The organism is Qipengyuania sp. JB2-7, from assembly GCF_055693485.1.
Map to the genome: position 1 here is coordinate 1,745,864 of NZ_CM146335.1, position 24,298 is coordinate 1,770,161.

The following is a 24,298-nucleotide window of genomic DNA, read 5'->3' on the forward strand; positions in this document are numbered from 1 at the left end:
GCGCGACATGGGCAAGCTTCTTGCGTGAAAGAGAAATTTGCCGGATACATAGCCGCAAGAGGACGGGGAAAACATGCGCATCTATCTGGTTGTTATGGATGAAACGGAAGAAGCCAAAAAGGCGCTCCGCTTCGCATCTCGGCGCGCCATGCGCACGGGCGGCCATATTCACATTCTTGCGTTGGTTCCGCGTCAGAACTTCAATGCTTTTGGCGGCGTGCAGGCCACTATCGAGCAAGAAGCGCGAGAGCGCGCCGAAGTGCTCGCCAATAGCGAGGCCGGCAACATCTTCGCAGAAAGCGGCAAGATGCCGGTTATCACGGTGCGCGATGGCAAGCCCCAAGACGTGATTACTGACTATATTGCCGAACACGGGAACGTCGCCGCGCTGGTATTGGGCGCATCAAAAGGCGGCGCGCCAGGGCCTTTGGTCACGCACTTCGCCTGCGTCGCAGGCAATCTCCCCTGCCCACTCTATGTGGTCCCTGGCGGTTTGGAGAAAGCAGACATCGACATTCTTGCCGATGGAGGTAGCGGATAGATCCCAGCTACTTCTTCCGGCCTCGACCTTGATGACGGATATTGCCGGGGCGTCCACGACGGCCTTGAACAGGCTTCTTCCGTCGATCTGACTTGGGTTGACCCCGGCGTCCACGCTGTTCAACCCCCGAAGCATCTGAATCCGGCACTTCGAATTTGAGCGATCCGGTCAGCGCATTGGCCTCAGCCAGTTTCAATTCCAATTTATCGCCGGTGGCATAGCGGGTTCCACTCTCTTCCCCGACCAACGCGCGCGAAGCCTCGTCAAATTTGAAGAACTCGCGGGCTAGTGTCGACACAGGGACCAGGCCGTCACCGCCCAACCCCTCGATAGTCGCGAAAAAGCCGAAGCCCTGAACACCAGTGATACGTGTTTTGAAGGTCTCCCCAATCCGATCTGAAAGCCACGCCGCAACATATCGGTCAACAGTGTCGCGCTCAGCCTCCATCGCGCGCCGCTCTGTCTGACTGATCGCATCAGTTATCTGATGCAGTTTTTCGCGATCGCGATCTGCAAGACCGCTCTGCTCTGGCAGCTTGCCGCCCTTAGGCTTCGGCTGTTCCAACTTGTAAGCATCCACCAGAGCGCGATGAACCAGTAAGTCAGCATAGCGCCTTATCGGCGATGTAAAATGCGCATAAGACCCGAGCGCCAGCCCGAAATGACCGGTATTCGCTGGCCCATAATAGGCCTGCATCTGGCTGCGTAGCACGGCCTCCATCACCAGCGCCTTTTCCGCCTCGTCCGCAATATCCTTGAGGACGCGATTAAACAGGCCCGGCGTGATCACTTGGCCGAGTGCCAGCTTCTGTCCTTGCGTTTCGAGATATTCGCGCAGTGCGATCAGTTTTTCCCGGCTCGGTTGTTCGTGGTTGCGATAAACGGTCGGTGCGGTTTTTGCCTCCAGTGCCTCAGCCGCAGCGACATTGGCTGCAATCATAAAGTCTTCCACAACGCGGTGCGCATCCAGGCGCTCACGAACCGCTATTTCCTCAATCTGACCGGCATCATTCAGCTTTACCTGTCGCTCCGGCAGCTCAAGATTAAGCGGATCACGCGCCTCGCGCGCTGCGTTGAGGAGTTTCCACGCTCCCCAGAGATGTTGAAGATACTCGGGTGCCGAACCTTCATCGATTTTTGCCTGCGCATCCTCATAGGCAATATTCTGAGCGAGCCGCACGATGGCCCGCGTAAAGCGCCATTTGGTGACTTTCCCTTTTGGGGAAATGCGCAAATGACAGGCCATCGCCGCGCGGTCCTGCCCTTGCTTCAGCGAGCAAACATCAGCGCTGAGTATTTCAGGCAGCATCGGCACAACGCGGTCAGGGAAGTAAACGGAGTTGCCACGTTTCCGCGCCTCTTTGTCGAGCGCTCCACCCGGTCGAACATAGAAACTGACATCTGCAATCGCGACGATCGCGCGATATCCGCCCTCGCCATCCGGCTCCGCCCAAATCGCATCATCGTGATCGCGTGCATCCGCTGGATCAATCGCGACAATCGGCACTTCACGTAAATCTTCGCGGCTCTCGTTGGACAGGGGAAGCTGCGCTGCCAGCTCCGCCTCTTCCAACGTCTCTCCAGGGAAAATATGCGGGATGCCATGTTTCGCGATGGCGATGAGGCTGAAACTCTTCGGCGCCAGCGGATCGCCGATCACCTCAATGACTTTCACACCTGACCGCGGGCTGCGGCCAGCACGTTCCGCAATGACCAAATCGCCTTCCTCGGCCTCACCCAAATCGGAAATTGGCGATGAGCTACGGACCCGTTTATCAACTGGGGCAAGCCAAGCTTTGCCTGTGCCATCAAGCTCCACAACGCCCATCAAGCCTTCGGTTCGCGCGGGCAATTTCTTCATCGGGAAGGCACGCCAGCCTCGCTCCGTTTCCTCAGTGCGCGCCAACACGCGATCACCACGCTTGAGTGCAGCGCGGTTCTTCTTCTCGACTAGCATCAGGCGTGGCGGCTTCTCGGCGCTGTCTGGACTCCAGCTCTCCGGCTCCGCAATCGCCTCGCCATCTTCGATCTCAACCACGCGCAATACTGTGACTTTCGGCACGCCCCCCATGCGATGGTAAGCGGTGCGCTTACCATCAATCATGCCCTCTTCGGCCATATCCTTCAGGATACGTTTGAGGGTGATCTTCTCTTGGCTCTTGAGACCGAACGCCTTGGCAATCTCGCGCTTGCCCACGACCCGATCAGATCCCTGGATGAATTCAAGGATCTGCTCTTTGCTCGGCATGCCGGGCTTACGCCGTGGTTTGCCTTTGGTCGCCCTACCCTTGGTCGGTTTCTTGGGCTTCAACTTAGTACGCCTTGGCGAGCAGAATACGCTCAACCGCGGGCTCGCCTGTAAAAACGCATGTTCCGTCAACAGGTGCAGCACCAATCGGAACATTGCGAATTGTCAGCTTCAGTGCCTTCAGCCGCTCAACGACCTGATCCAGCGCAGCCCCCGTGGGCTTGGCCCATTGCACCTCGACCCAACCGGGGTATTTGGCGTCAGAGCTATAGAAGGCTTCAACCTCTTCAAAGGTGCCGACACCGCGGGTAATGTTCTCTTCGCGCCGCGCTTGCGCCTCGGCATGAAGGGCCTTCTGCATCTCTTCTAACAGGTGTGGGATAGTGTCCGCTGCTTCGTCCCTGCTCGGCGTCGCAAAGGCAACCTTGCCATTCTCGGCATTCCAGAGGGCATCGCGCCGCAACAAAGAGACAACGCCATTATCCATATCGCGACCGCCGACCTCTATGATCACCGGCGCGCCTTTGCGGACATAATCCCAACGTTTCGCAGCGGCTTTGCCGGGGCGAGTATCGAGCAGCACACGAACCTTTTCGTTCAGGGCCATCTTGTCAGCCAACGCAGCGCGCAAGACCTCGCAATAATCGATAAGCGCCTGATCCTCTGGCTTGTCGCGCAACATCGGCAGGATAACCACCTGATGCGGCGCAATCGCGGGCGGTACGCGCAGGCCATCATCATCACCATGAGTCATAATTACGCCGCCAACCATGCGCGTCGAAACACCCCAACTGGTTGTATGGCACAGCGCCTGCTTACCCTCGCGGTCCTGATACTGGATCCCGGATGCTCGGGCGAAGTTTTCACCGAGATAGTGACTCGTGCCCGCTTGCAGAGCTTTGCCGTCCTGCATCATCGCCTCGATCGACCACGTCTCTACTGCGCCTGGAAAGCGTTCGTTCTCTGGCTTCTCACCGGCGACCACAGGCAGTGCCAAGTCGTCCTCGGCGAATGCGCGATACACCTCGAGCATACGAAGTGTATGCACCTTCGCCTCGTCCTCATCAGCATGGGCGGTATGGCCTTCCTGCCATAGAAACTCGCTGGTGCGCAGGAACATGCGGGTGCGCATTTCCCAGCGAACGACATTGGCCCATTGGTTGAGCTTCAGCGGCAGATCGCGCCAACTCTGCACCCACCGCGCCATCGCATCACCAATAATCGTTTCTGATGTGGGACGAACAACCAACGGTTCTTCCAATTCCGCCTCTGGATCAGGGACCAAACCGCCATCTTTGCCCGCAATCAGGCGGTGATGCGTAACGACCGCCATCTCTTTGGCAAAGCCTTCGACGTGTTTCGCCTCACGCTCAAAATTGGAGAGCGGAATGAAAATGGGGAAGTACGCATTGTCATGGCCAGTCGCCTTGATCCGATCATCGAGCAGGCGCTGCATACGCTCCCAGATGCCATAGCCCCACGGCTTGATAACCATGCAGCCGCGTACGCCGGATTCCTCGGCCATATCTGCCGCAGTGATGACTTCCTGATACCAAGCCGCAAAATCGTCTGCGCGGCGCGAATTGAGTGCATGGCGAATTTCGGCCACGGATAATCCAGTTCTTGCTAGTGAGTTTTAATCGGTTTGGCGGTTGGCGTTATTTATCAAGCGCGTCCAGCTTCTTCTGCATTTCGGCCATTTGTGCCCGCAGCGCAGAGATATCGTCCTCAGCGAGGTCGTCTTTCGCCTCAGGGGATTTCGGCATTAGAACATCGGTGGCCGCGCGCATCATCGCCATGTTCGTTTCAGCAATCGCGGCTAGCGGGTTTTTACTAATCCCTGATTTGAACGCTTCTGCGATCTGTTCACGGTTCTGGCGGAAATTTGCCATGCTCGCTTCCAGATAGCTCGGCATCATTGATTGCATGGAGTTGCCGTACATTGAAATCAAATCGCGCAGGAAACTGACTGGCAGCATCTGTTTTCCAGATGCCTCTTGCTCAACAATAATCTGCGTCAGAATTGTATGCGTGATGTCGTCACCTGACTTGGCATCAACAACCTGAAAGTCTGTGTTGCTGCGCACCATTTCGGCCAGGTTCTCCAGCGTAATATAGCTCGACGTATCTGTGTTATAAAGCCGTCGGTTCGCATATTTCTTTATCACGATTGGTTCGCCATCAGCGCGATTCTTAGCCATCATCAACCCCTCTTTTGCTGCACGCTTTGCTGCGCACAATTTCTCGATGATGCCCCCTAGCACCTGCACAATGTGCAGTGCAACATAATCGCTAGATCGACGTGAAGCGCTGTCCCAAAACGGTGAGAAGCTCATATTGTGAAAGCTTGCTCCTCTCGGCTGCGCTGGGCAGATCATAAGGCAGTGTGATCCAGTCCCCTTCCTGCAGTTGTCGGGCATTGGTGAGATCAATTACGATCATGTCCATCGACACTTTGCCAAGCATTTCGAGGCGGTTCTCGCCGTGCCGAAATGCGTTGCCACGATTGCCCCAACCTCTCAGAATGCCATCGGCATATCCCAGTGACACAAGACCAATCCGCATGTCGCGCTGTGCGGTGAACGCAGCATTGTATCCAACCGTCTCGCCCGCTCCGATCATGCGGGCCTGAAGGATCGCAGCCTCAACGTAAGCCACTTGGGCAATTGCGCCCGCAAGTTCGTTTCGCGGAACCCCACCGTAAAGCGACAGTCCTGGACGTGTGAGGTCAAACGCATATTCATCACCAAGTGCAATGCCAGCGCTATTGGCCAGACTGGTCTCGTTGTGGGCAACTTGCTGCATGGCCGATCTGAAGTCAGATAGCTGACGAACGTTCATTGCGACGTCTTCATCCGCGCAAGCCAGATGCGACATAAGCGTCGAAACTCGTAACGATTGGATCGCTGGATCACTCAGCTCAGCAGGAGAGATACCAAGGCGATTGATGCCAGTGTCCACCATGAGATCGCACTCGGCGTCTCCTGCATCATTCCAACGTTTTGCCTGATCAATCGAGTTTATAACGGGGCGCACACCGGTTGCCCGCGCAAACTCGGCTTCTTCGCGGTTCATGACACCATGAAGCACCGAGATATGCTGAGCCGGGGCATGGTTCAGCAGCGCTGGAACTTCTTGCCAATGCGCAACAAAGAAGTCCTTCGCCCCAGCCTGACGTAAGGTGGGAATACAGCGATCAACGCCTAGCCCATAACAATCGGCCTTTACTGCGGCGCCGGCGCGCGCACCGCCCGACATGCTGTCGAGCGCGCGCCAGTTTGCCGCCAACGCGTCAAGATCTAGCCTCAGTCGTAATGTTGCAGGCGGGACGTCACGTTTCATTGTCGGTGAAATCTCGAGGTGGGCCACCTGCCAGGCCCCACCAGGCGACCAGCACGCCGAATGCGACCACAACCCACGTGTACCAGAGCCCGGCATAAATATCGCCGGTGCTCGCGACTATGACGCCAGCGATAAGAGGCAGGAATCCGCCAAGATATCCCGCCCCAAAGTGATAGGGGATCGACATGGAGCTATAGCGGATCCTCGCCGGGAACATCTCAGTCAACAATGCAGCCACCGATCCATAGGTAAGCGCCGACAACGCTCCCAACACCAGCAAAATGCCCACGATACCGATTACATTGAGCAGCGCCGGTTGCTGTTTGCTGAAATCGTATCCCTGCGCGGTCAGCTCACTCTGCAGGCCACCGCGCAAATCCCCGCCTTGCGCGAACCATGCCTGATCCATCGCAAGCGCCTCGGCACCTGCCATTACCGACAAGGTGTCAGAGGCAGAAACATCATACTCAACACCTGACGAGGTTAGCACCTCGAGGACACGACCACATTCGGTTTGCTCCCGTTTGAAAAGCTCCGCGAATGGGTCGGTCACGCACTCAGGCCCAGCGACCGTCACCGGTGCCTCTTCCGCCGCTTGCTGCAGCCCTGGATTGGCGAGACTGCTGAGCGCCCAGAAAGATGGGAACAAGAGCGCAAGCGACAAGACCGCGCCGATAATGATCGGTTTTTTGCGCCCGACCCGATCCGACCATTTCCCCACGAACAGGTAAAACGACATGGCTATAAGACCAGCGACAAACAGGATCCATTCCACCGTTTCAGACGCGATATGCATCGGCCCGCGCAGGAAACTCATGCCAGAGAAAAATGCGGTGTACCAGACCGTCGTCAGAATGCCTGTAACTCCGAACAAGGCAACGAAAATCCGCTTCTTATTGCCGGGATATGTGAAGCTCTCGACAAACGGATTTTCCGCAGTTTCGCCAGCTTCCTTCATCGCCTGAAAAACCGGACTTTCCGACAACATCAGCCGCATCCAGAGAGAAATGCCGAGCAGGATAATCGAGAGCAGGAATGGCACGCGCCAGCCCCATTCGACAAAATCGTCCTCGGGGATGAAGAACCGGCATGCGAGCACCACCGCAATGGACAGTACAAACCCTCCTGCGACGCTGGCCTGAATAAAGCTGGTGTAAAACCCGCGTTTTTCCGGCGGGGCATGCTCTGCAACATAAATCGCAGCACCACCATATTCGCCGCCAAGAGCAAGGCCCTGAATGACGCGGAGCAAAATAACGATGATTGGCGCTGCAATACCAATTGTTGCGACCGTCGGGATCAAACCAACCCCTGCGGTGGCAATCCCCATCAGCGTGACGGTGACGAGAAACGTGTATTTGCGACCCAACCGATCACCCAGATAGCCGAACAGGATGGCGCCAATGGGCCGGAAGGCGAAACCTACCGCAAAGGTCGACCACACAAGCAGCAGGCCCAGCGTCTCGTTATCGACGTCATAAAACGCATCCTTCAGGATGTAAGCCAGCGTCCCGTAAATGAAGAAATCATACCATTCAAAGATGGTGCCGGTACGAACTCGCCCCGATAACGAGCCTTATCTCTTTTTCGCTCGGCTCACGTGTTGCAATTTGCGCTGTATCGGCGGTGGCAGTCATGCCCTTGCTCTCCCTACCCTCTTAATATTCATGGTCCTAGCGCTCTGCTCTGTGGTTGGAAAGCGCTGCAATCGCGGCCCTCCACGGCAGCCGAATGGCTTCATGACGCCCTGTGTGAGGCAAAGCAGGGATAAGTTGATCGAACTTCGGCCAGTTTGGCACATCGCCCATTCCCGATAGCCATCCTCCAACTTCTCTCAAGACACCAGAAATCTCTTCTTCGGTCTTGCCAGTTGCTCCCTGAGCGAAAATCGCCGCAGAGGCCTGCCCAATCGCGCAGGCGGATGCCTGCAATCCGAGGTTGCAAATCGCGCCACGGCTGTCCGCGTCCAAGCCCATTTTTACGGAGCTGCCGCAAACGCGCGAATGCGCCTCACCACGAAGAGCGAAGTGATCATGCAGCGGATAATCCGCCAGGCTGACCGCCAGCGATAGAACTGCAGGGGAATAAAGTGCAGACATGCGTTGGTCTGCCCCTACTCAGATGAGGCTTCGGCCTCATCCCGCAAAGCCTCACGCCGCTCAGCAACCATCTCGACCAGACTGCGCGAACTTGCGTCAACGAGGTCGTAACTGCGAGCATTGGAAATCCAGGTCGGGCGCCCTTTGTAACCCCAGACTGTGTCGAAGCCGAGTACCAGCAGCGAGAACGCGATTACCACAACCGCCACACCCTTGAGCATGCCAAATCCGAAGCCCAGCACGCGATCAATCGGACCGAGCACCGAATTTCGCGTCGCCTTACCCAATCCACCAGCGATTACTTTCATAGCGGCATAGGGAATGAGCAAGAGCAGTGCGAAAGCTAATACAGCGGTAGTGACCCCATCACCAAGATACTCGACCAGCGCCTGGGTCAGAGGCCTATGCAGATAGCGGATCGCAAAAATCGCGAGCACCCAAGCGGCAAGCGAGAGGATCTCCTGCACGAAACCGCGCATGAAACCGCCAATGGCCGCGATTCCCACAACCCCGAGAACGATGAAGTCAAAACCAGTCATGCTGGTATGCTAGTTATGAGGTACCCATAACGCGGTCAACGAGGTTTGCGAGTTGTCCCAAACGCGTGTAGCTGAAGTCGCGCAACGCCTTGCCTTTGTCCGCAGGCCCATACCCAGACTCAAATCCGAGCTTTGCAGCCTCAGAAATGCGCTGAGGGGTATGCGCAACCGGCCTAATCTCGCCAGCAAGCGATATCTCACCAAACCACACACTTTTGGCGGGCAGCGGCTTATCAGCAATGGCGCTGATCAACGCCGCCGCGATGGCCACATCGGCGGCTGGATCTTGCAGCCGATACCCACCAGCCACATTGAGATAAACCTCAGCCGAACTGAAGTTGAGGCCACAACGCGATTCCAGCACAGCGAGCAACATCGCCAATCTGCCGCTGTCCCACCCCACGACCGCGCGACGCGGCGTGGCCCCCGATTGCAGGCGAACAATAAGCGCCTGAACCTCAACCAAAACGGGTCGCGTGCCCTCAAGCGCAGGAAATACTGCGCTACCCGGTAATGGTTGATCTCGTCCGGAAAGGAACAGCATTGACGGGTTGGCCACCTCTTCCAACCCATCCCCGGCCATCGAGAAAACGCCAATCTCATCCACCGCGCCGAATCTGTTCTTGAGAGCCCGCAGTATCCGGTATTGATGGCTGCGCTCCCCTTCGAAGCTCATTACCACATCCACCATGTGCTCCAGCACACGTGGGCCAGCGATATTGCCGTCTTTCGTAACATGCCCAACCAGCACCAGAGCGACATCATTCTGCTTAGCATATCGGATCAGCTCGAACGCGCAGCCACGCACCTGGCTCACTGTGCGCTGGAGCGCCCTCGATAGTGTCCGAGTGCATCGTCTGGATTGAATCAATCACCAAGAGTTTTGGTCGATCCATCGTGCCCAACGTTGTGAGGATATCGCGAACAGACGTTGCCGCCGCCAGCTTGACCGGCGCATCACCCAGCCCCAGACGCGCCGCCCGCATACGCACCTGCCCAGAGGCTTCTTCGCCGCTGACATAGACCACTTCGTGTCCATCGCGCGCGACCTTGGCGGCTGTTTGAAGCAGCAAGGTAGACTTACCGATGCCGGGATCGCCGCCCATCAAGATCGCCGAACCGGGCACCAGTCCACCGCCAAGCGCGCGGTCAAACTCGGCCAGCCCGGTGGCTTGCCGGACAGGAAGTTCTCCGGGTTGATCGAGCGCGGTAAACTCAACGGCGCGTCCACCACTCGACAAATCATGCTTCTGAGAAAAGACCGTCGCAGGTGCCTCTTCTGCCAACGTATTCCACTCTGCGCAGTCAGGGCACTGCCCCTGCCATCGGTGGGACACACTGCCGCATGCTTGGCAAACATATCGTTTTTTTGGCTTGGCCATCGCTGCGATTTAACAGAACATTGCAAGAACGCAATTGCCAAAGCCCGCAGACCACGCCACTGTCCCCACATGCGGCAAAAAGAGCTTAGAATTGCGTTGGTTTGCTATGGCGGAGTGAGCCTCGCGGTATATATGCATGGGGTCACCAAAGAGCTATGGCACCTGGCTCGAGCTAGTCGCGATTTCCTGTCAAACGAACCCGAGGAACCGGAAAATCCAGAAGCCTGCGTTGCCGGAGTTTATCGCAGCTTGATGGAGCATATCCAGCGAGAGCGCCAACTGAAGGTTCGCGTGTTACCGGATATTCTGAGCGGAGCGAGCGCGGGCGGCATCAATGCCGTTTTTCTCGCGCAAGCCATCCATTCAGGGCAGTCGCTCGATCCCCTGACGGACCTATGGCTCGATGTCGCCGATGTTGATGAATTGACCGATCCCGATGCGCGCCCAATATGGAAATTCGCAAAATTTTGGGCGCAACCCATCGCCAATTGGATCCTGAAACGTCCCGGCAACGCGGTGACGGAAAGTGTAGCACCAGAAACGCAGCAAGAGGTGAGACGCAAGGTTTCACATCTCGTCCGGGGTCGCTGGTTTGAGCCGCCGTTCAGCGGTTATGGTTTTTCGGCGCTTCTTGAGACAGCCTTTGCCGCGATGGAACAGGCGCCGAGTGGTGACCCCCTGCTTCCTCCCGGCCATCCGATTGATCTGTTTGTCACGGCTACCGACTTCCGGGGTTACCTGTCACATCTCAAACTCCACAGCCCGCCGGTGGTTGAGGAAAGTGAGCACCGGCTGCCAATCGCGTTCAGTGCCCGCACGCCAAGCAATGCAGGCAAGGGGCTTGGAAACACTCTGGAGCTTGTTCTTGCCGCTCGCGCCACCGCCAGCTTTCCTGGCGCCTTCCCGCCGCTGCGCATTGACGAAATCGACCGATTAGCAAGCAACACTGATAGGACGTGGGACACTCGCGAAGGCTTCCTCAAGCGTGTGATGCCTGCCCAAACGCGCCAAGGCTTAATCGATGGACTTGCGCTGATTGACGGTTCTGTTCTCGTAAACAAACCCTTCGAAGGCGCGATTGACGCACTGCAAGGTCGCCCTGCACAGCGAGAGATTGACCGGCGATTTATCTATGTCGACCCGCGCCCAGATCGCTTTGCAGCGATGAAGGAGAGGGTTTCCAAACCCGTTGGCTTCTTCGCAGCTATTTTCGGATCACTTTCGACCTTGCCGCGTGAACAACCCATACGCGACAATCTGGAAACGCTGGAACAGCAAAGCGCCGCGGCGATCCGACTGCGGCGAATGCTCCTGAGACTGCGTCCGGAAGTCGAGGCAACGGTGGAAAGACTGTTTGGACGAACGTTGTTTCTTGATCGCCCCTCCCCAAAGAGGCTGAGCAATTGGCGGCGCAAGGCGCAGCAAGCGGCCGCCGAGCAAGCAGGTTATGCCTTTCAGGCCTATGCGCAACTCAAACTCACGGGAATTGTGCGTCGACTTGCGGAACTTACTCACCGTGCCTCCCCTGCGTTGGCGACAACAAGTGTGGAAGCCATCGAGGTGGCCCTGCGCGGCGAACTTTCCCGCCGGGGACTTGATAGCCTTTCCGCGAAGGGTGGCGGCGCAAATCCTGAGGCGATTGCGTTCTTTCGCTCGCATGATGTGGCATTTCGTGTTCGGCGGTTGCGCCTGCTGGCACGTCGCATATCGCGTGATTGGGAGGCTGATCCGGATATCCCCGATCCCGCCCTGGAGCATGCCCGAGAGGCGATTTACGATTGCCTGTCGCTGTATCTTGAGCGTGAGGGTATTTCGGCCAAAGACGGTGAGTTGATGAAAGCCGCCAGTACCGTTTTGTCCGATCCTGGCACCGTTTTGGACATACTTGAGCGTAAGCGGTTGTTGCCCGAAATCGACGATTGCGTTGAGGAACTGCTCGCCCGAGCGCTGCAGGAAATGCCAAGCAACCTCAAACGCAAGATGTTGCTCACCTATCTTGGCTTCCCCTTCTTTGATGTTGCAACGCTCTCGTTGCTCCCCAATGAGGGGCGGACTGAATTTGACCCGATCAAAGTCGACAGAATTTCTCCAGAGGACGCCAAGTCAATCCGCGATGGCGGAACCAAGGCGACGCTTCGCGGGACAGAATTCTTTAATTTCGGTGCATTCTTTTCGCGTGCTTACCGGGAAAACGACTATCTCTGGGGACGCCTGCACGGAGCCGAACGGATGATCGATCTTTTATGCTCGACACTGGAGGAACCGCTGCCCGATAGCGCCTGCCTAAGATATAAGCGTGATGCGTTTCTCGCAATTCTCAAGGAAGAGGAGCTGGCTCAAAGATGCGCAAGCGCATTGCTGGCCAAGCTCCGCGACGAAGTCGAGGCCCGGCTACCCTAACCTTCTGACGCGACCAGACTGTCGTAAACAGCACCAACAAACGCATCCGGACCGATGAAGCCCTCACCACGATTGAAATCTGCGAGTGGCTTGGCCGCGATAGCCTCCTCACGAGTGAGACCATCAGCCCTTTGGGCGCGCACAATATCGACCACTTGTCCAATCATCGCGCGATACGCCACCAATTCTGCCTTGTTAGACATTGGTCCGTGCCCTGGAATGACCTTTGTCTCATCGTCAATCAAACGGATGACCGCATCTAGAGTGTTCAGTGCATTGATCGCGTTGCCACCCGAATTGGTATCGATGAAGGGATAGCCGGGGATCTTGAAGTAAAGGTCACCCATGTGGATCACATTGGCGTTGACCCAATGGATCACGCTGTCGCCGTCTGTGTGGCCGCCGCCTGTCGAAATGACATTTACCGTGTCGCCATTGAGATGAAAACTGACGCCCTGCTCATAAGTAACAACGGGCAGCGCCACCTTCGGCGCAGGTGGGGTCGGATTGCCCGCCGCAGTGCCGCCTGCGGCCATGCGTGTCCGCACATTATGATGCGCGAAGATCGTCGCACCGGCCTTGCCAAAATTCTCGTTCCCACCGGTATGATCAAAATGCCAGTGCGTGTTGATCAGATATTTGACCGGCGTCGCGCCAAGCTCAGCGATCGCAGCCTGAATCTTGCCGGTTAAGGGGGCAAACTGGTCATCAATCAGGACTGTACCGTCTTCTCCGTGACTTACGCCAATATTGCCACCTGCCCCGAATAGAACGGCGATGCCAGGCGCAATTTCCTGCGTCTTGATCTCAACGTTGTCAAAGTTGCGTTGCGCATAGGCCGGTGCGGCCAGTGACGATGCAGCAGCGAGTGCTGCGATAAGACGCGTAGTCTTCATGAAACAGTCCCCTTTTCTTCAATCTTAGCTAGACTTAGGCGGGTTCTGTGTCGAGGGCCACACAGTTACGCGCCGAAAGCGCCTTTCAGCTTATCGAAAAAGCCGCGACTTTCCGGGCACTCTTCGCCGGTTTCGGTATCCCGAAACTGCTCAAGAATTTCCTTCTGTTCTTTGGAAAGCTTGGTCGGCGTTTCGACCGCGATCTCGACGACCAAATCTCCGCGGCCGCGCCCTTGCAACACTGGCATACCAGCGCCGCGCTGACGCAATTGCTTGCCCGATTGGATGCCTGCCGGGATCGACAACGTCACAGTCTCACCATCTAGATCCGGGATGCATATCTCGCCGCCTAATGCCGCTGTCGTGAAACTGATCGGCGCACGCGTCAGAAGGGTTGTTCCCTCCCGCTCAAATATCTCATTCCGTTTCACATGTACGAATATATAAAGATCGCCAGAGGGTGATCCATGCGGCCCGGCCTCACCTTTGCCGGAAAGGCGAATGCGCGTGCCCGTATCGACCCCCGGTGGAATTTCCACCTCCAGCGCTTGTGGGCGGTCCGTTCGCCCTTCTCCGCCACAATCCCTACATGGAGAGGTCATCACTTCACCGCGACCATGGCAGTTCGGGCATGGGCGCTCGACCACGAAGAAGCCCTGTTTCGCGCGGACCTGACCATAGCCATTACAAAGATTACAGGTGCGCTTGCTGGTACCTGGTGTGGCTCCCGAGCCGCCACATGTGTCACAGGATTGGCTGACTTCGATCTCTATTTCGGTGGATTTGCCGTGGAATGCATCTTCCAGCGAGATTTCCATGTCGTAACGAAGATCGGCACCGCGGCGCGCCTGCTGACGTCCGCGCCCGCCGCCACCGAAAGCTTGACCGAAGATAGTCTCAAAAATATCGCCGATATCGCCGAAGTCCTGAGGCCCACCAGCACCGCCACCAGGTCCACCATTCTGAAACGCCGCATGGCCATAACGGTCATAAGCTGCACGTTTCTGTGGATCCTTCAGCACCTCGTAGGCTGCGCCAACGGCCTTGAATTGTGCCTCTGCTTCGGCATCACCGGGATTGCGATCCGGATGATACTTCATAGCGAGCTTGCGATATGCAGATTTTAACACCGCACCATCGGCATCGCGCGAAACGCCCAGAAGCTCATAAAAATCGATCTCAGTCGCTGACATCGAGTCCCCGCCCAAATTCTAATAAAGCTTGTCCGCCGCTAGCGAGAATTCACTAGCGGCGGAGGAAGCTGCCATCAGGCGATCAGCCTTTGTTGTCTTCGTCGACTTCTGAGAACTCAGCGTCGACAACGTCTTCATCAGCGGAGCTGTCATCAGCCGCAGCGTCATCGCCGGAGCCACCATCCGCAGGAGCGTTCGCTTGCTCTTGCTCATAGATCTGCTGACCCATCTTCATGGCAACTTCAGTAAGTTCCTGAGCCTTGGCCGAAATCGCCTCCGCATCATCACCTTCCAATGCGGTCTTCACGTCAGCGATTTTCGCTTCGACATCAGATTTGAGACCGGCGTCAATCTTGTCACCATGCTCTTCGATCTGTTTCTCAGTTGCATGAACAAGACTATCGGCCTGATTTCGGGCCTCCGCAGACTCTTTGCGCTTCTTGTCTTCCTCCGCGAATTTCTCCGCGTCCTGAACCATCTGATCGATGTCGCTATCGGAAAGACCACCGGAAGCCTGGATACGGATCTGCTGCTCTTTGCCCGTACCTTTATCCTTGGCAGACACATTCACGATACCGTTCGCGTCAATGTCGAACGTCACCTCGACCTGAGGCACACCGCGTGGTGCTGGCGGAATACCAACCAGATCGAACTGACCAAGCATCTTGTTGTCGCCAGCCATCTCACGCTCACCCTGGAACACGCGGATCGTCACGGCCTGCTGATTGTCCTCAGCGGTCGAATAGGTCTGTGTCTTCTTAGTCGGGATAGTCGTGTTGCGATCAATCATTTTCGTCATGATACCGCCCAGTGTCTCAATACCGAGAGACAGCGGCGTCACGTCAAGCAACAGAACATCTTTAACGTCGCCCTGCAGAACGCCTGCTTGAATGGCCGCGCCCATCGCGACAACTTCGTCAGGGTTCACACCAGTGTGTGGCTTCGCTTCGAAAAACTTCTCAACAACTTCGTGAACCTTTGGCATGCGGGTCATACCACCAACCAGGATCACTTCATCAATGTCGTCCTTCGACACACCAGCATCGGCCAGAGCCTTCTTGCATGGTTCGAGGGTGCGCTGGATCAGATCACCGACGAGCTTCTCAAGATCAGAGCGGGTGATGGTTTCAACCAGGTGCAGCGGCGTTGAACTGCCATCTTCCATGCGTGCGGTAATGAACGGCAAGTTCACTTCGGTGGACGCCGAGCTAGAAAGCTCAATCTTCGCCTTTTCAGCCGCTTCTTTCAGACGCTGGAGCGCAAGTTTATCCTTGCGTAGGTCCATGTTCTCTTTCTTCTTGAACGCATCAGCGAGGTGCTCAACAATCGCGCTGTCGAAGTCTTCGCCGCCAAGGAACGTGTCGCCATTGGTCGACTTCACTTCGAACACGCCGTCGCCAATCTCGAGGATCGAGATGTCGAAGGTACCGCCGCCAAGGTCATAAACGGCGATGGTTTTGCCATCGTTCTTCTCAAGGCCATAAGCCAGTGCCGCGGCAGTAGGCTCGTTAATGATACGCAGAACCTCAAGGCCTGCGATTTGACCCGCATCCTTGGTCGCCTGACGCTGTGCGTCATTAAAGTAGGCGGGAACCGTAATTACGGCCTGCGTCACCGTTTCGCCGAGATAGCTCTCTACCGTCTCTTTCATCTTTTGCAGGATGAATGCAGATACCTGTGAGGGAGAATAGTTCTCGCCGCCAGCTTCTACCCATGCATCGCCATTTTTGCCTTTGACGATGTCATAGGGAACCAGTTCCATATCCTTTTTGGTCATCGGATCATCGAACCGGCGACCAATGAGACGCTTAATCGCGAACAAGGTGTTGTCGGGATTTGTCACCGCCTGGCGCTTAGCTGGCTGACCAATCAACCGCTCGCTGTCCTTGGTAAAGGCCACAATAGAGGGCGTCGTACGCGCGCCTTCTGAATTCTCAATTACTTTCGGCTTTCCGCCGTCCATTACCGCGACACAGCTGTTTGTGGTGCCGAGGTCGATACCGATAACTTTACTCATTCTTACCCCATCCATTGGATCGTTTGTTGGACGCCGCGCTGTCAGCTTCCCCATGTGACCGCCCATAATCAGGGCGCTCGGGCAAAACCAGTCGACGGCTCGGTTGTCAGGGATATAGGTGCGCTTTTGCTTGGCACAAGGGACACACGTCGCTAGTTTTTTGCACATGTACCAAGAGGGAAATTTGAAATGAAAATGCATCGCTTCGCGGCAATTGCGCTGGTGGCTAATGGGTTTACTCTGGCGTCGTGCTCGTCTGATACGTCTGAACCGACTGCGGCTCAGGAGTCTGACGACATGGCTGTCTTGGAAGTCACGAATGCCCGGCTCATGCTGCCGCCGGTCAAGGGAAATCCCGGCGTAGTTTACCTCGATCTGACCCATTCAGGTGAAGCAAATGCCGAACTTGTTGTCGCCGACATTGTCGGTGCAGATCGTGCCGAACTGCATGATATGGTGATGGAAGATGGCAAGATGAGTATGGAGCAGCAAGCATCTGTGCCAATCCCGACCGGAAGCACGATGGTGTTTGAGCCAGGCGGCAAGCACATTATGGTGTTTGGCTTGTCAGACGATCTCACCGCTGGCTCGACGACCGAAGTGACTTTGGTGCTCGCGAATGGTGACAAGCACAGCTTTAACGTTCCGGTTAAAGCGGCGGGGGATGAGCGCTGAACGCGTCTACAACCTCCTCAGCCACAGCCGATGATGAGGTATTACCCCCCTGCCCGATTGGTGGTGAGCGAGACCTAACTCCCGGTGAAGTAACCCTCGCAAAGTCCATTTTCGGTGAAGCGATTGACTATACGAAGGTCACACTAAGGCGGCGGAAGTGGTTTCCGTTGCAGCCTCGAAAAGTCACCATGGCTCCTTGGGGGCATGTGCATTTTCATCCGCGCGGCGATGCCTATTGCGATGATTTTTCGCGCGAGAATGTGCTGCGTCAGGGCTTACTCATCCACGAGCTGGTTCATGTCTGGCAAACTCAGGCTCGCGGATGGTGGTATCTGCCGCTCGTTCGCCCATTCTCACGCCGGTACGACTACAGCCTCAAGCCAGGCTGGCCACTCTCGCGATATGGCATCGAGCAGCAAGCCATGATCGTCCAACACGCCTTCTGGCTGAGGAACGGTGTAAAGGTTGCCGGCGTTTCTGACAAAACGGCCTATGACCTGCTGGTGCGGTTTCCTGGCGCAGATTAATCCGGTTTCTTGGCGACCCCGACCATTGCGGGCCGCAGCAAGCGATCCTTGATCATATAGCCCGCCTGCATTTCCTGAACGATGGTACCGGCCTCATGCTCATCGGTGGGTACTTCCATCATCGCCTGATGCTGGTTCGGGTCAAGTGGAAGCCCAACCGCAGCGATCCTCGATATGCCGTGCTGACCAAATACTTTCTCAAGCTCGCGCTGTGTTGCCTCAATCCCTTCGATGAAGCGCTTCGATTTCTCGTTGTCGCGCAGTTCAGCGGGCACGTGATCGATAGCTCGCGCCAAGTTGTCTGCCACGCTCAGAATATCGCGTGCGAAGCCGGTTGCCGCATAATTGCGAGCGTCCTGCGCGTCTTTCTCCATCCGGCGACGGACATTTTGTGTTTCTGCCCGCGCATAGAGAACATCCTGCTTGGCGGTTTCCAAGTCGGCCTTCAGCGCCTCCAGCGCCTCTTCTATGCCGCCTTCACCGGCGTCTTCGTCACCATCATCGAGAAGCGCTTCCGGCACCCCTTCCAGCTCTTTTTCTACCGCTTCGTCTTGCGGCTCTTTCGTATTTTTATCGCTCACAGGAAAATCCAGATTATCTAATTGTTTTGCCCAAGGAACGGGCCGTGAAATCCACCATGGGGACGACCCGCGCGTAATTCAACCGCGTCGGACCAATCACCCCCAACACGCCTACGATGCGTCCCTCACCATCTTTATAGGGTGATGCAATGACAGAAGAGCCAGAAAGCGAGAAAAGACGGTTTTCGCTACCGATAAAGATGCGTGTCGCCTTCGCTTGTCTGGCGCGCTCCAGAAGACTGGCCAGCGACTCTTTATTTTCAATATCATCAAGCAGAGAGCGCACCCGCTCAATGTCGCCAAGTGCGACATCATCAAGCAGTTTTGACTGTCCCCTGACAATCAGAACCGGGCGGTTTGCTGCATCTGCGCTCCACACTGCAAGTCCACGACGAACCAAATCTGCGCTAGCTTTGTCCAAAGCATTGCGCTCGCTGGTGATCTCTCTTTCGATTGCACCCAACGCCTCCGCCACCGTCTTACCGTGCGCTTGCTGGGTCAGGAAATTGCTCACTTCCTCAAAGTGAGCCCTGCTCTCACCTTCGGACAAATCGATAATCCGGTTCTCTACACTGCCATCGTCACCGACGAGCACGACCATCGCTTTACCCGGCGCAAGTGGCACAATACTGAGCTGATCGAGGCGCAATTCGCGCTGTGGGACCATAACCATGCCAGCGGCACCTGAAAGATCCGATAGCAATGCGCTGGTCTGCTCCAAAGCCTGCTCGATCGGGCCGGGATCCTTTAAGCGTTGCTCAATCGCCGTCCGCTCAGCAAGCGTTGGTTCCCCAACCTGCATCATCGCGTCGATAAATAGACGCAGTCCGACCTCGGTCGGCATACGGCCTGCGCTGGTATGCGGTGCAGCCAATAGGCCGAGCTGTTCCAGATCGGACAGAACCGACCGAATAGATGCCGGCGACAGATTGACTGATTGATCCTGAGCCAGCGCTTTCGACCCAACCGGCGTGCCATCTTCGAGATAGCCCTCAACGACCAGGCGAAAGATATCCCGCGCGCGATCCGTCAATTCCGTGAGTGGTGATGTGCCCATGCCCATAATCTAGCCGCTCCCCTTGCTCTAACAACCCCTAAGCGCCTAACGCGCCCATCAAGAACAACCACACCAAGAATCGGACCAACGGAGACTTCAATGCGCCCTTCAGGACGTGCGCCCGACGAAATGCGCGCCATCACCATCGAGACCGGCTATACCAAACATGCTGAGGGTTCGTGCCTTATCAGCTTTGGTGAAACAAAGGTGCTTTGCACCGCCAGCGTCGAAGAGCGCATTCCCCCATGGCTGCGCGGCAAAGGTGAAGGCTGGGTGACGGGCGAGTATTCGATGCTGCCCCGCGCGACGCACACGCGCGGGTCTCGTGAGGCTGCTCGTGGGAAACAGAGCGGTCGAACACAGGAAATTCAGCGTCTTATCGGGCGCTCTTTGCGTGCAGTGGTGGACCTGAAGAAGCTTGGCGAACGTCAGATTACGCTCGACTGCGATGTTATTCAGGCGGACGGCGGAACGCGTACCGCCTCTATTTCGGGCGCATGGGTCGCATTGCGCCTTGCGGTGAATGGCTTGATCGCAAACGGCGAGATCAAGGATGATCCAATCAACGCCAAAGTCGCTGCGATTTCTTGCGGTATTTTTGAAGGCACGCCGGTGCTTGATCTCGACTATCCCGAGGATTCCAATGCCGAGGCTGATGCAAACTTCGTTCTTCTCGAGGGCGGGAAGATTGCAGAGGCGCAGGCAACAGCGGAAGGCGCGCCATATGACGAAGAGGAATTGCTCCGCTTGCTGCGCCTCGCCCGGATCGGTTGTGACAGGATCTTTACGGCTCAAGACAAAGCGGTGAAGTAGATCGTGAATTCTGACCGTCGTCTTGGCTCTGGATCGCTAGTCATTGCTACGCATAACTCGGGCAAGCTGAAAGAGATCAGCGGGCTGCTCGATCCTTACGGGATGAAGTGCATTTCAGCTGGTTCACTGGGGCTGCCCGAACCGGCAGAAACCGGCACGACATTCGTTGAAAACGCGCTGATCAAAGCGCGCGCAGCGGCAGAGGCATCGGGAATTGTCGCGCTGGCTGACGATAGCGGGCTTTCCGTCGACGCGCTTGGCGGTCGCCCCGGAGTCTACACAGCCGATTGGGCAGAGCGGCAGTGGTTCGAGGGCGAGCCGGGCCGTGACTGGTATATGGCAATGGGCAAGGTTGAGGGGCTCTTGCAAACGTTGGGACCCGACACGGACCGCTCAGCCGCGTTCCATTGCGTGCTGGCGATCGCCTGGCCCGATGGTGAAAGTGCGGTGTACGAGGGCGAGTGTCCGGGTTCCCTCACTTGGCCCCCGCGCGGAAAGCTTGGGTTTGGCTATGATCCAATATTCGTACCAGCGGGATATGAAACCACATTCGCAGAGATCAATCTCAAGGAAACTATGGGAATCAGCCACCGAGCCGATGCCTTCGCCAAGTTAGTTGCCCAACAATTTGGCTAATCTTTAGTCGTAAGCGAATTGCCCGCTCACATTACCGGGTGGCCCATAACGACAGACCAGCCAGTCACGCCCGTTGCCGGTCGCAAGACCGCACCCCAGACGGGTCGAACTTTCCCAGATGATTTGGGTGTAGTGGCCAACGTCCTGCCAGCGACCGGTATTGCTCACATAGGGAAAACGGTCGTGGATGTAGTATTGCTTCTCATCAATCCAGGCGCCCGACATCCGCTCGTAAGCGAACGCACCAGCAGTTCCCGCCCAGAGATTCTCACCCTGATTAGGCCGCGCAGAGCCCGGGCTATGCTGAAAGTTGCCAGTGCGTGCCATTTCTTCTGCATACTCAAGCGCCTGACGGTTCAAATCGTCGTCGAGCGTCGCGGGAGCAACGCCAACCTCTGCGCGCGCTTCATTATGCGTGCGCAGCATTACCTCAAGCATGGCCGCCTGTGTGCCCTGCGCAGTTCCACCAGTGGGAGTGGGAGTCGGTGTTGGCGTAGGGGTCGGAGTGGGCGTGGGCGTCGGTGTGCCGCCAGCCACAGGACTGCCTCCACCGTTCGTGGCAGGTGCCGAGCTGCCACCGCCGCCGCACGCGCTTAAGGCAAGCGCCAAAACGCTCACAAAGCCTGTATTAGTGACTGCCCTTGTTCTGTTCATTAATATGCCTTTGCGCCAGAGATGTTTCCTGCCGGATAATATCGACACACCAACACATCGTTACCTTTGCCGCTGACGACGGCGCAGCCGACCTCGCGCGTGTCACGCCAAACGATCTGAGTGTAATGACCAACATCGGCCCAGTTGCCGGTCCTCGAAACGTGCGGGAATGCTCCGTGGCGATAGTCGTCGCGTTCCTTCAGGAACATGTCGACCATGCTTTCGGCACCCCAGTAGCCGCTAGTGCCCATCCATAGATTTTCACCAGCACCCCCACGAGTACGGCGGTCAGAGTGCCGTAAGTATCCCTTTCGAGCCAGGGTCTTACCCCAGCGTGCAGCATCATCCGCAAGTCGCGGGTTCCAGCGCAGATCACGAAGACCCAGACGACGTCGTTCCTGATTATGACGATCCAGCAAGCGGGCCGAGACATTCTCATTGGTCCCACGCGGAAACTGCTCGGCTGTCTTCACAAAATTGGCAGACCGGGATCGCTCGCGCTCATGGGCTTGCGCGACTGGCGCCAGCAGGAAAGCAGGCATAGCCGTGACTACGCTTGCCGCACCTGCTATCCAAAAGTCCTTCGAAAACCCCATAACACTTGGGGGTTTCGCGCAATCCGAGTTAATTTTCCCTAAAGAAGACATCATGCGAGCCCTTTATATTCACTGGCCTTTTTGTGTGTCGAAGTGCCCATATTGCGACTTCAACAGCCACGTGCGTGATGCGGTAGACATTAACGGCTGGATGAACGCATTAGTCAGAGACATGCGATTTGAGGCGAGCCGTGGCGGTGGCGAGGCGCTCCGCAGCATCTTCTTCGGCGGCGGCACCCCGAGCCTGATGCCACCTGTGTTAGTTGATGCTTTACTAAGAGAAGCTGAGCGTTTGTGGGGGCTTGCACCAAATATTGAGATAACGCTCGAGGCTAACCCTTCGTCTGTTGAGGCCGCGAATTTTGCCGACCTTGCCGCCGCTGGCATCAATCGCGTATCGCTCGGCGTGCAGTCGCTCGATGAAGGCGCATTGCAGTTTCTTGGGCGACAACACAGCGTGAACGAGGCACTCGCTGCGCTTGCAACAGCGCAATCCGCCTTTGGGCGCGTATCGATTGATCTGATTTATGCCCGGCCCGGGCAAACTCTTGCGGATTGGCATGCGGAGCTTGGACGAGCACTTGACCTTGGAACTGAGCATATCTCGTTGTACCAGCTTACGATTGAGCCTCAGACGCGCTTCGCGACCGATGTCCGGCGCAACGTTTTTGCACCGCTTGATGGCGATAGCGCGGCAGATCTGTTCACGCTGACGCGCGACATGACTGCGGAGGCTGGCATTCCCGCGTATGAGATCAGCAATCACGCGCGCGATGGCGCACAAAGCGTGCATAATCTCACCTATTGGCGCTATCACGATTATGCCGGAATTGGTCCTGGCGCGCATGGCCGCCGCGGTGGTTTTGCGACACAGCGTCACAAAAAGCCAGAGAACTACCTGCAGGCCGTTGATGCGCATGATCACGGAATGTGTGAGGAACGTGCCCTCCCCAATGCAGAGCAAGCGAGTGAGGCTCTGTTGATGGGCCTACGGCTGACAGAAGGCGTGGATTTGAGTGCCTTCGAAAATCGATTCGGGTTTGCACCGAGGCAATTGATTGATCAGAAAAAACTCAGCCTGCATCAAGATTTGGGGCTGGTCAGGCGATCGGGCCAGAAACTGTTCGTGACGGACGCGGGAATGCCGCTGTTGGACGCATTGCTTGCCGACCTCGTTCACAGCGAACTGGTGTCGGCGTGACCAAGCAGGATTTCCTTGAGGCGTGGCATGCCCATCTGACTGAAAACCGGCGAAGGTCGCCACACACAGTGCGCGCTTATGGGAGTGCAGCGGCGCACTTTCTGGATCGTTTAGACCTAAACTCTTGGAATGACATCGCTCGGATCACATCGCGCGGATTACGCGGGCAGTTAGCCGCACGCCGCACGGAGGGGTTGTCCAACGCATCGGCGGCACGCGAATTGTCAGCATTAAAGGGCTTCATCGCTTTCGCCAAAGAACAAGCAGGTCTCGACAATACTGAGCCGCCAAGAATGCGCGGCCCGCGCATCAAGATGGGCTTGCCCCGCCCCGTCACGCCCGATGATGCCGTGGGATTGGCGGATGAAGTCGCCAGCCTTGCCCGCGAGGATTGGGTCGGGGCACGTGATCGGGCCGTTCTGATGCTGCTTTACGGCGCTGGGTTGCGGATAGCAGAGGCATTGTCGCTGAACGGCGTTGATGTGCCACTCGACGAACAATTGGTTGTCACCGGGAAAGGCGGCAAACAGCGCGTAGTTGCGATCCTGCCGATCGTTGCCGAAGCGGTCGCAGATTACTGCGCGAAATCGCCTTGGGCCATGGGGGCCGAGGACCCTCTTTTCGAGGTACCAAAGGCGGCAGGCTCAACCAAGGAATGATCCAGAAAGTGACAGCGCAGGCCCGCAAGGCTCTTGGGCTGCCCGATACCGCTACACCACATGCTCTTCGCCATAGCTTTGCCACGCATTTGCTGAGCGCTGGAACGGATCTAAGGAGCCTGCAAGAGCTGCTTGGCCATGCCAGCCTGGGTTCAACGCAAATCTATACGAAAGTGGATGCGGCAACACTGCTGGACACTTACAGAAACGCCCACCCTCGTGAGAGGGACTAGCAACTCACA

General features: G+C 56.7%; 20 protein-coding genes and 3 pseudogenes. 8 read left to right on the top strand and 15 right to left on the bottom strand.

Annotated elements, in window-relative coordinates; translation table 11 throughout:
• Positions 1 to 73 precede the first annotated feature (73 nt).
• The gene (locus ACZ1GM_RS08735) at positions 74 to 541 is read left to right on the top strand and encodes a universal stress protein (protein WP_472676119.1); all 468 of its coding nucleotides are present in this window, start codon (positions 74 to 76) and stop codon (positions 539 to 541) included.
• A 7-nt stretch (positions 542 to 548) separates the two neighbouring features.
• Here ACZ1GM_RS08735 and rnr read toward each other — a convergent pair whose 3' ends face one another.
• From rnr to radA, 8 genes and pseudogenes are all read right to left on the bottom strand, one after another.
• Complete coding sequence (rnr, locus tag ACZ1GM_RS08740) at positions 549 to 2,789, bottom strand: ribonuclease R (protein WP_472678528.1); 2,241 nt, start codon at positions 2,787 to 2,789, stop codon at positions 549 to 551.
• Positions 2,790 to 2,853: 64 nt separating this feature from the next.
• Positions 2,854 to 4,398, bottom strand: a complete 1,545-nt coding sequence (gene proS, locus ACZ1GM_RS08745) for a proline--tRNA ligase (RefSeq protein ID WP_472676120.1) — start codon at positions 4,396 to 4,398, stop codon at positions 2,854 to 2,856.
• A 49-nt stretch (positions 4,399 to 4,447) separates the two neighbouring features.
• Positions 4,448 to 4,990: a polyhydroxyalkanoate synthesis repressor PhaR gene (phaR, locus tag ACZ1GM_RS08750; protein ID WP_472678529.1), complete on the bottom strand. Its 543-nt coding sequence runs from the start codon at positions 4,988 to 4,990 to the stop codon at positions 4,448 to 4,450.
• A 91-nt stretch (positions 4,991 to 5,081) separates the two neighbouring features.
• The gene (gene alr / locus ACZ1GM_RS08755) at positions 5,082 to 6,131 is read right to left on the bottom strand and encodes an alanine racemase (RefSeq protein ID WP_472676121.1); all 1,050 of its coding nucleotides are present in this window, start codon (positions 6,129 to 6,131) and stop codon (positions 5,082 to 5,084) included.
• Positions 6,121 to 7,768, bottom strand: a pseudogene (locus ACZ1GM_RS08760) (MFS transporter). Before ACZ1GM_RS08760 ends, alr begins: the two are co-directional and overlap by 11 nt.
• Positions 7,769 to 7,804: 36 nt before the next feature.
• Entirely contained in the window at positions 7,805 to 8,230 is a 426-nt protein-coding gene (locus tag ACZ1GM_RS08765; protein WP_472676122.1) for an iron-sulfur cluster assembly scaffold protein, read from the bottom strand.
• A gap of 14 nt (positions 8,231 to 8,244) precedes the next feature.
• On the bottom strand, positions 8,245 to 8,769 hold the full coding sequence (locus ACZ1GM_RS08770) for a CvpA family protein (RefSeq protein ID WP_472676123.1): 525 nt from the start codon (positions 8,767 to 8,769) through the stop codon (positions 8,245 to 8,247).
• Between the two features lie 13 nt (positions 8,770 to 8,782).
• A pseudogene (gene radA, locus ACZ1GM_RS08775) lies at positions 8,783 to 10,151 on the bottom strand (DNA repair protein RadA).
• A 69-nt stretch (positions 10,152 to 10,220) separates the two neighbouring features.
• Between radA and ACZ1GM_RS08780 the strand changes: the two are divergent.
• Positions 10,221 to 12,551 (top strand): patatin-like protein, encoded by a 2,331-nt coding sequence (locus ACZ1GM_RS08780; protein WP_472676124.1) that lies wholly within the window; start codon positions 10,221 to 10,223, stop codon positions 12,549 to 12,551.
• Here the strand turns inward: ACZ1GM_RS08780 and ACZ1GM_RS08785 are convergent.
• The 3 genes from ACZ1GM_RS08785 to dnaK all read right to left on the bottom strand — a co-directional run bounded on the left by ACZ1GM_RS08785 (position 12,548) and on the right by dnaK (position 16,657).
• The gene (locus ACZ1GM_RS08785) at positions 12,548 to 13,447 is read right to left on the bottom strand and encodes an MBL fold metallo-hydrolase (protein WP_472676125.1); all 900 of its coding nucleotides are present in this window, start codon (positions 13,445 to 13,447) and stop codon (positions 12,548 to 12,550) included. The genes ACZ1GM_RS08780 and ACZ1GM_RS08785 overlap by 4 nt on opposite strands.
• 65 nt (positions 13,448 to 13,512) lie before the next feature.
• The gene (gene dnaJ, locus ACZ1GM_RS08790; protein WP_472676126.1) at positions 13,513 to 14,640 is read right to left on the bottom strand and encodes a molecular chaperone DnaJ; all 1,128 of its coding nucleotides are present in this window, start codon (positions 14,638 to 14,640) and stop codon (positions 13,513 to 13,515) included.
• Positions 14,641 to 14,722: 82 nt separating this feature from the next.
• Positions 14,723 to 16,657, bottom strand: a complete 1,935-nt coding sequence (gene dnaK, locus ACZ1GM_RS08795) for a molecular chaperone DnaK (protein ID WP_472676127.1) — start codon at positions 16,655 to 16,657, stop codon at positions 14,723 to 14,725.
• Positions 16,658 to 16,846: 189 nt separating this feature from the next.
• On the opposite strand from dnaK, the gene ACZ1GM_RS08800 reads away from it, so the two are divergent.
• Entirely contained in the window at positions 16,847 to 17,332 is a 486-nt protein-coding gene (locus ACZ1GM_RS08800; protein ID WP_472676128.1) for a copper chaperone PCu(A)C, read from the top strand.
• A gap of 188 nt (positions 17,333 to 17,520) precedes the next feature.
• Positions 17,521 to 17,859 (top strand): hypothetical protein, encoded by a 339-nt coding sequence (locus ACZ1GM_RS08805; protein ID WP_472676129.1) that lies wholly within the window; start codon positions 17,521 to 17,523, stop codon positions 17,857 to 17,859.
• On the opposite strand, the gene grpE is transcribed toward ACZ1GM_RS08805, so the two are convergent.
• Together grpE and hrcA are read right to left on the bottom strand one after the other, a co-directional pair.
• Positions 17,856 to 18,440 (bottom strand): nucleotide exchange factor GrpE, encoded by a 585-nt coding sequence (gene grpE, locus ACZ1GM_RS08810; protein WP_472676130.1) that lies wholly within the window; start codon positions 18,438 to 18,440, stop codon positions 17,856 to 17,858. The genes ACZ1GM_RS08805 and grpE overlap by 4 nt on opposite strands.
• A 13-nt stretch (positions 18,441 to 18,453) precedes the next feature.
• Entirely contained in the window at positions 18,454 to 19,497 is a 1,044-nt protein-coding gene (hrcA, locus tag ACZ1GM_RS08815; RefSeq protein ID WP_472676131.1) for a heat-inducible transcriptional repressor HrcA, read from the bottom strand.
• A gap of 99 nt (positions 19,498 to 19,596) precedes the next feature.
• On the opposite strand from hrcA, the gene rph reads away from it, so the two are divergent.
• Complete coding sequence (gene rph / locus ACZ1GM_RS08820; RefSeq protein WP_472676132.1) at positions 19,597 to 20,310, top strand: ribonuclease PH; 714 nt, start codon at positions 19,597 to 19,599, stop codon at positions 20,308 to 20,310.
• Between the two features lie 3 nt (positions 20,311 to 20,313).
• On the top strand, positions 20,314 to 20,946 hold the full coding sequence (rdgB, locus tag ACZ1GM_RS08825; protein WP_472676133.1) for an RdgB/HAM1 family non-canonical purine NTP pyrophosphatase: 633 nt from the start codon (positions 20,314 to 20,316) through the stop codon (positions 20,944 to 20,946).
• 3 nt (positions 20,947 to 20,949) lie between these two features.
• Here the strand turns inward: rdgB and ACZ1GM_RS08830 are convergent, their stop codons facing one another.
• Both ACZ1GM_RS08830 and ACZ1GM_RS08835 read right to left on the bottom strand, forming a co-directional pair.
• On the bottom strand, positions 20,950 to 21,600 hold the full coding sequence (locus ACZ1GM_RS08830) for a CAP domain-containing protein (RefSeq protein WP_472676134.1): 651 nt from the start codon (positions 21,598 to 21,600) through the stop codon (positions 20,950 to 20,952).
• Entirely contained in the window at positions 21,600 to 22,196 is a 597-nt protein-coding gene (locus tag ACZ1GM_RS08835) for a CAP domain-containing protein (RefSeq protein ID WP_472676135.1), read from the bottom strand. Before ACZ1GM_RS08835 ends, ACZ1GM_RS08830 begins: the two co-directional genes overlap by 1 nt.
• Before the next feature lie 49 nt (positions 22,197 to 22,245).
• On the opposite strand from ACZ1GM_RS08835, the gene hemW reads away from it, so the two are divergent.
• Together hemW and ACZ1GM_RS08845 are read left to right on the top strand one after the other, a co-directional pair.
• On the top strand, positions 22,246 to 23,397 hold the full coding sequence (gene hemW / locus ACZ1GM_RS08840; protein WP_472678530.1) for a radical SAM family heme chaperone HemW: 1,152 nt from the start codon (positions 22,246 to 22,248) through the stop codon (positions 23,395 to 23,397).
• Positions 23,394 to 24,289: pseudogene (locus ACZ1GM_RS08845) on the top strand (tyrosine recombinase XerC). The gene hemW and the pseudogene ACZ1GM_RS08845 overlap by 4 nt, the downstream one beginning before the upstream one ends.
• The last annotated feature ends 9 nt before the right edge of the window (positions 24,290 to 24,298 follow it).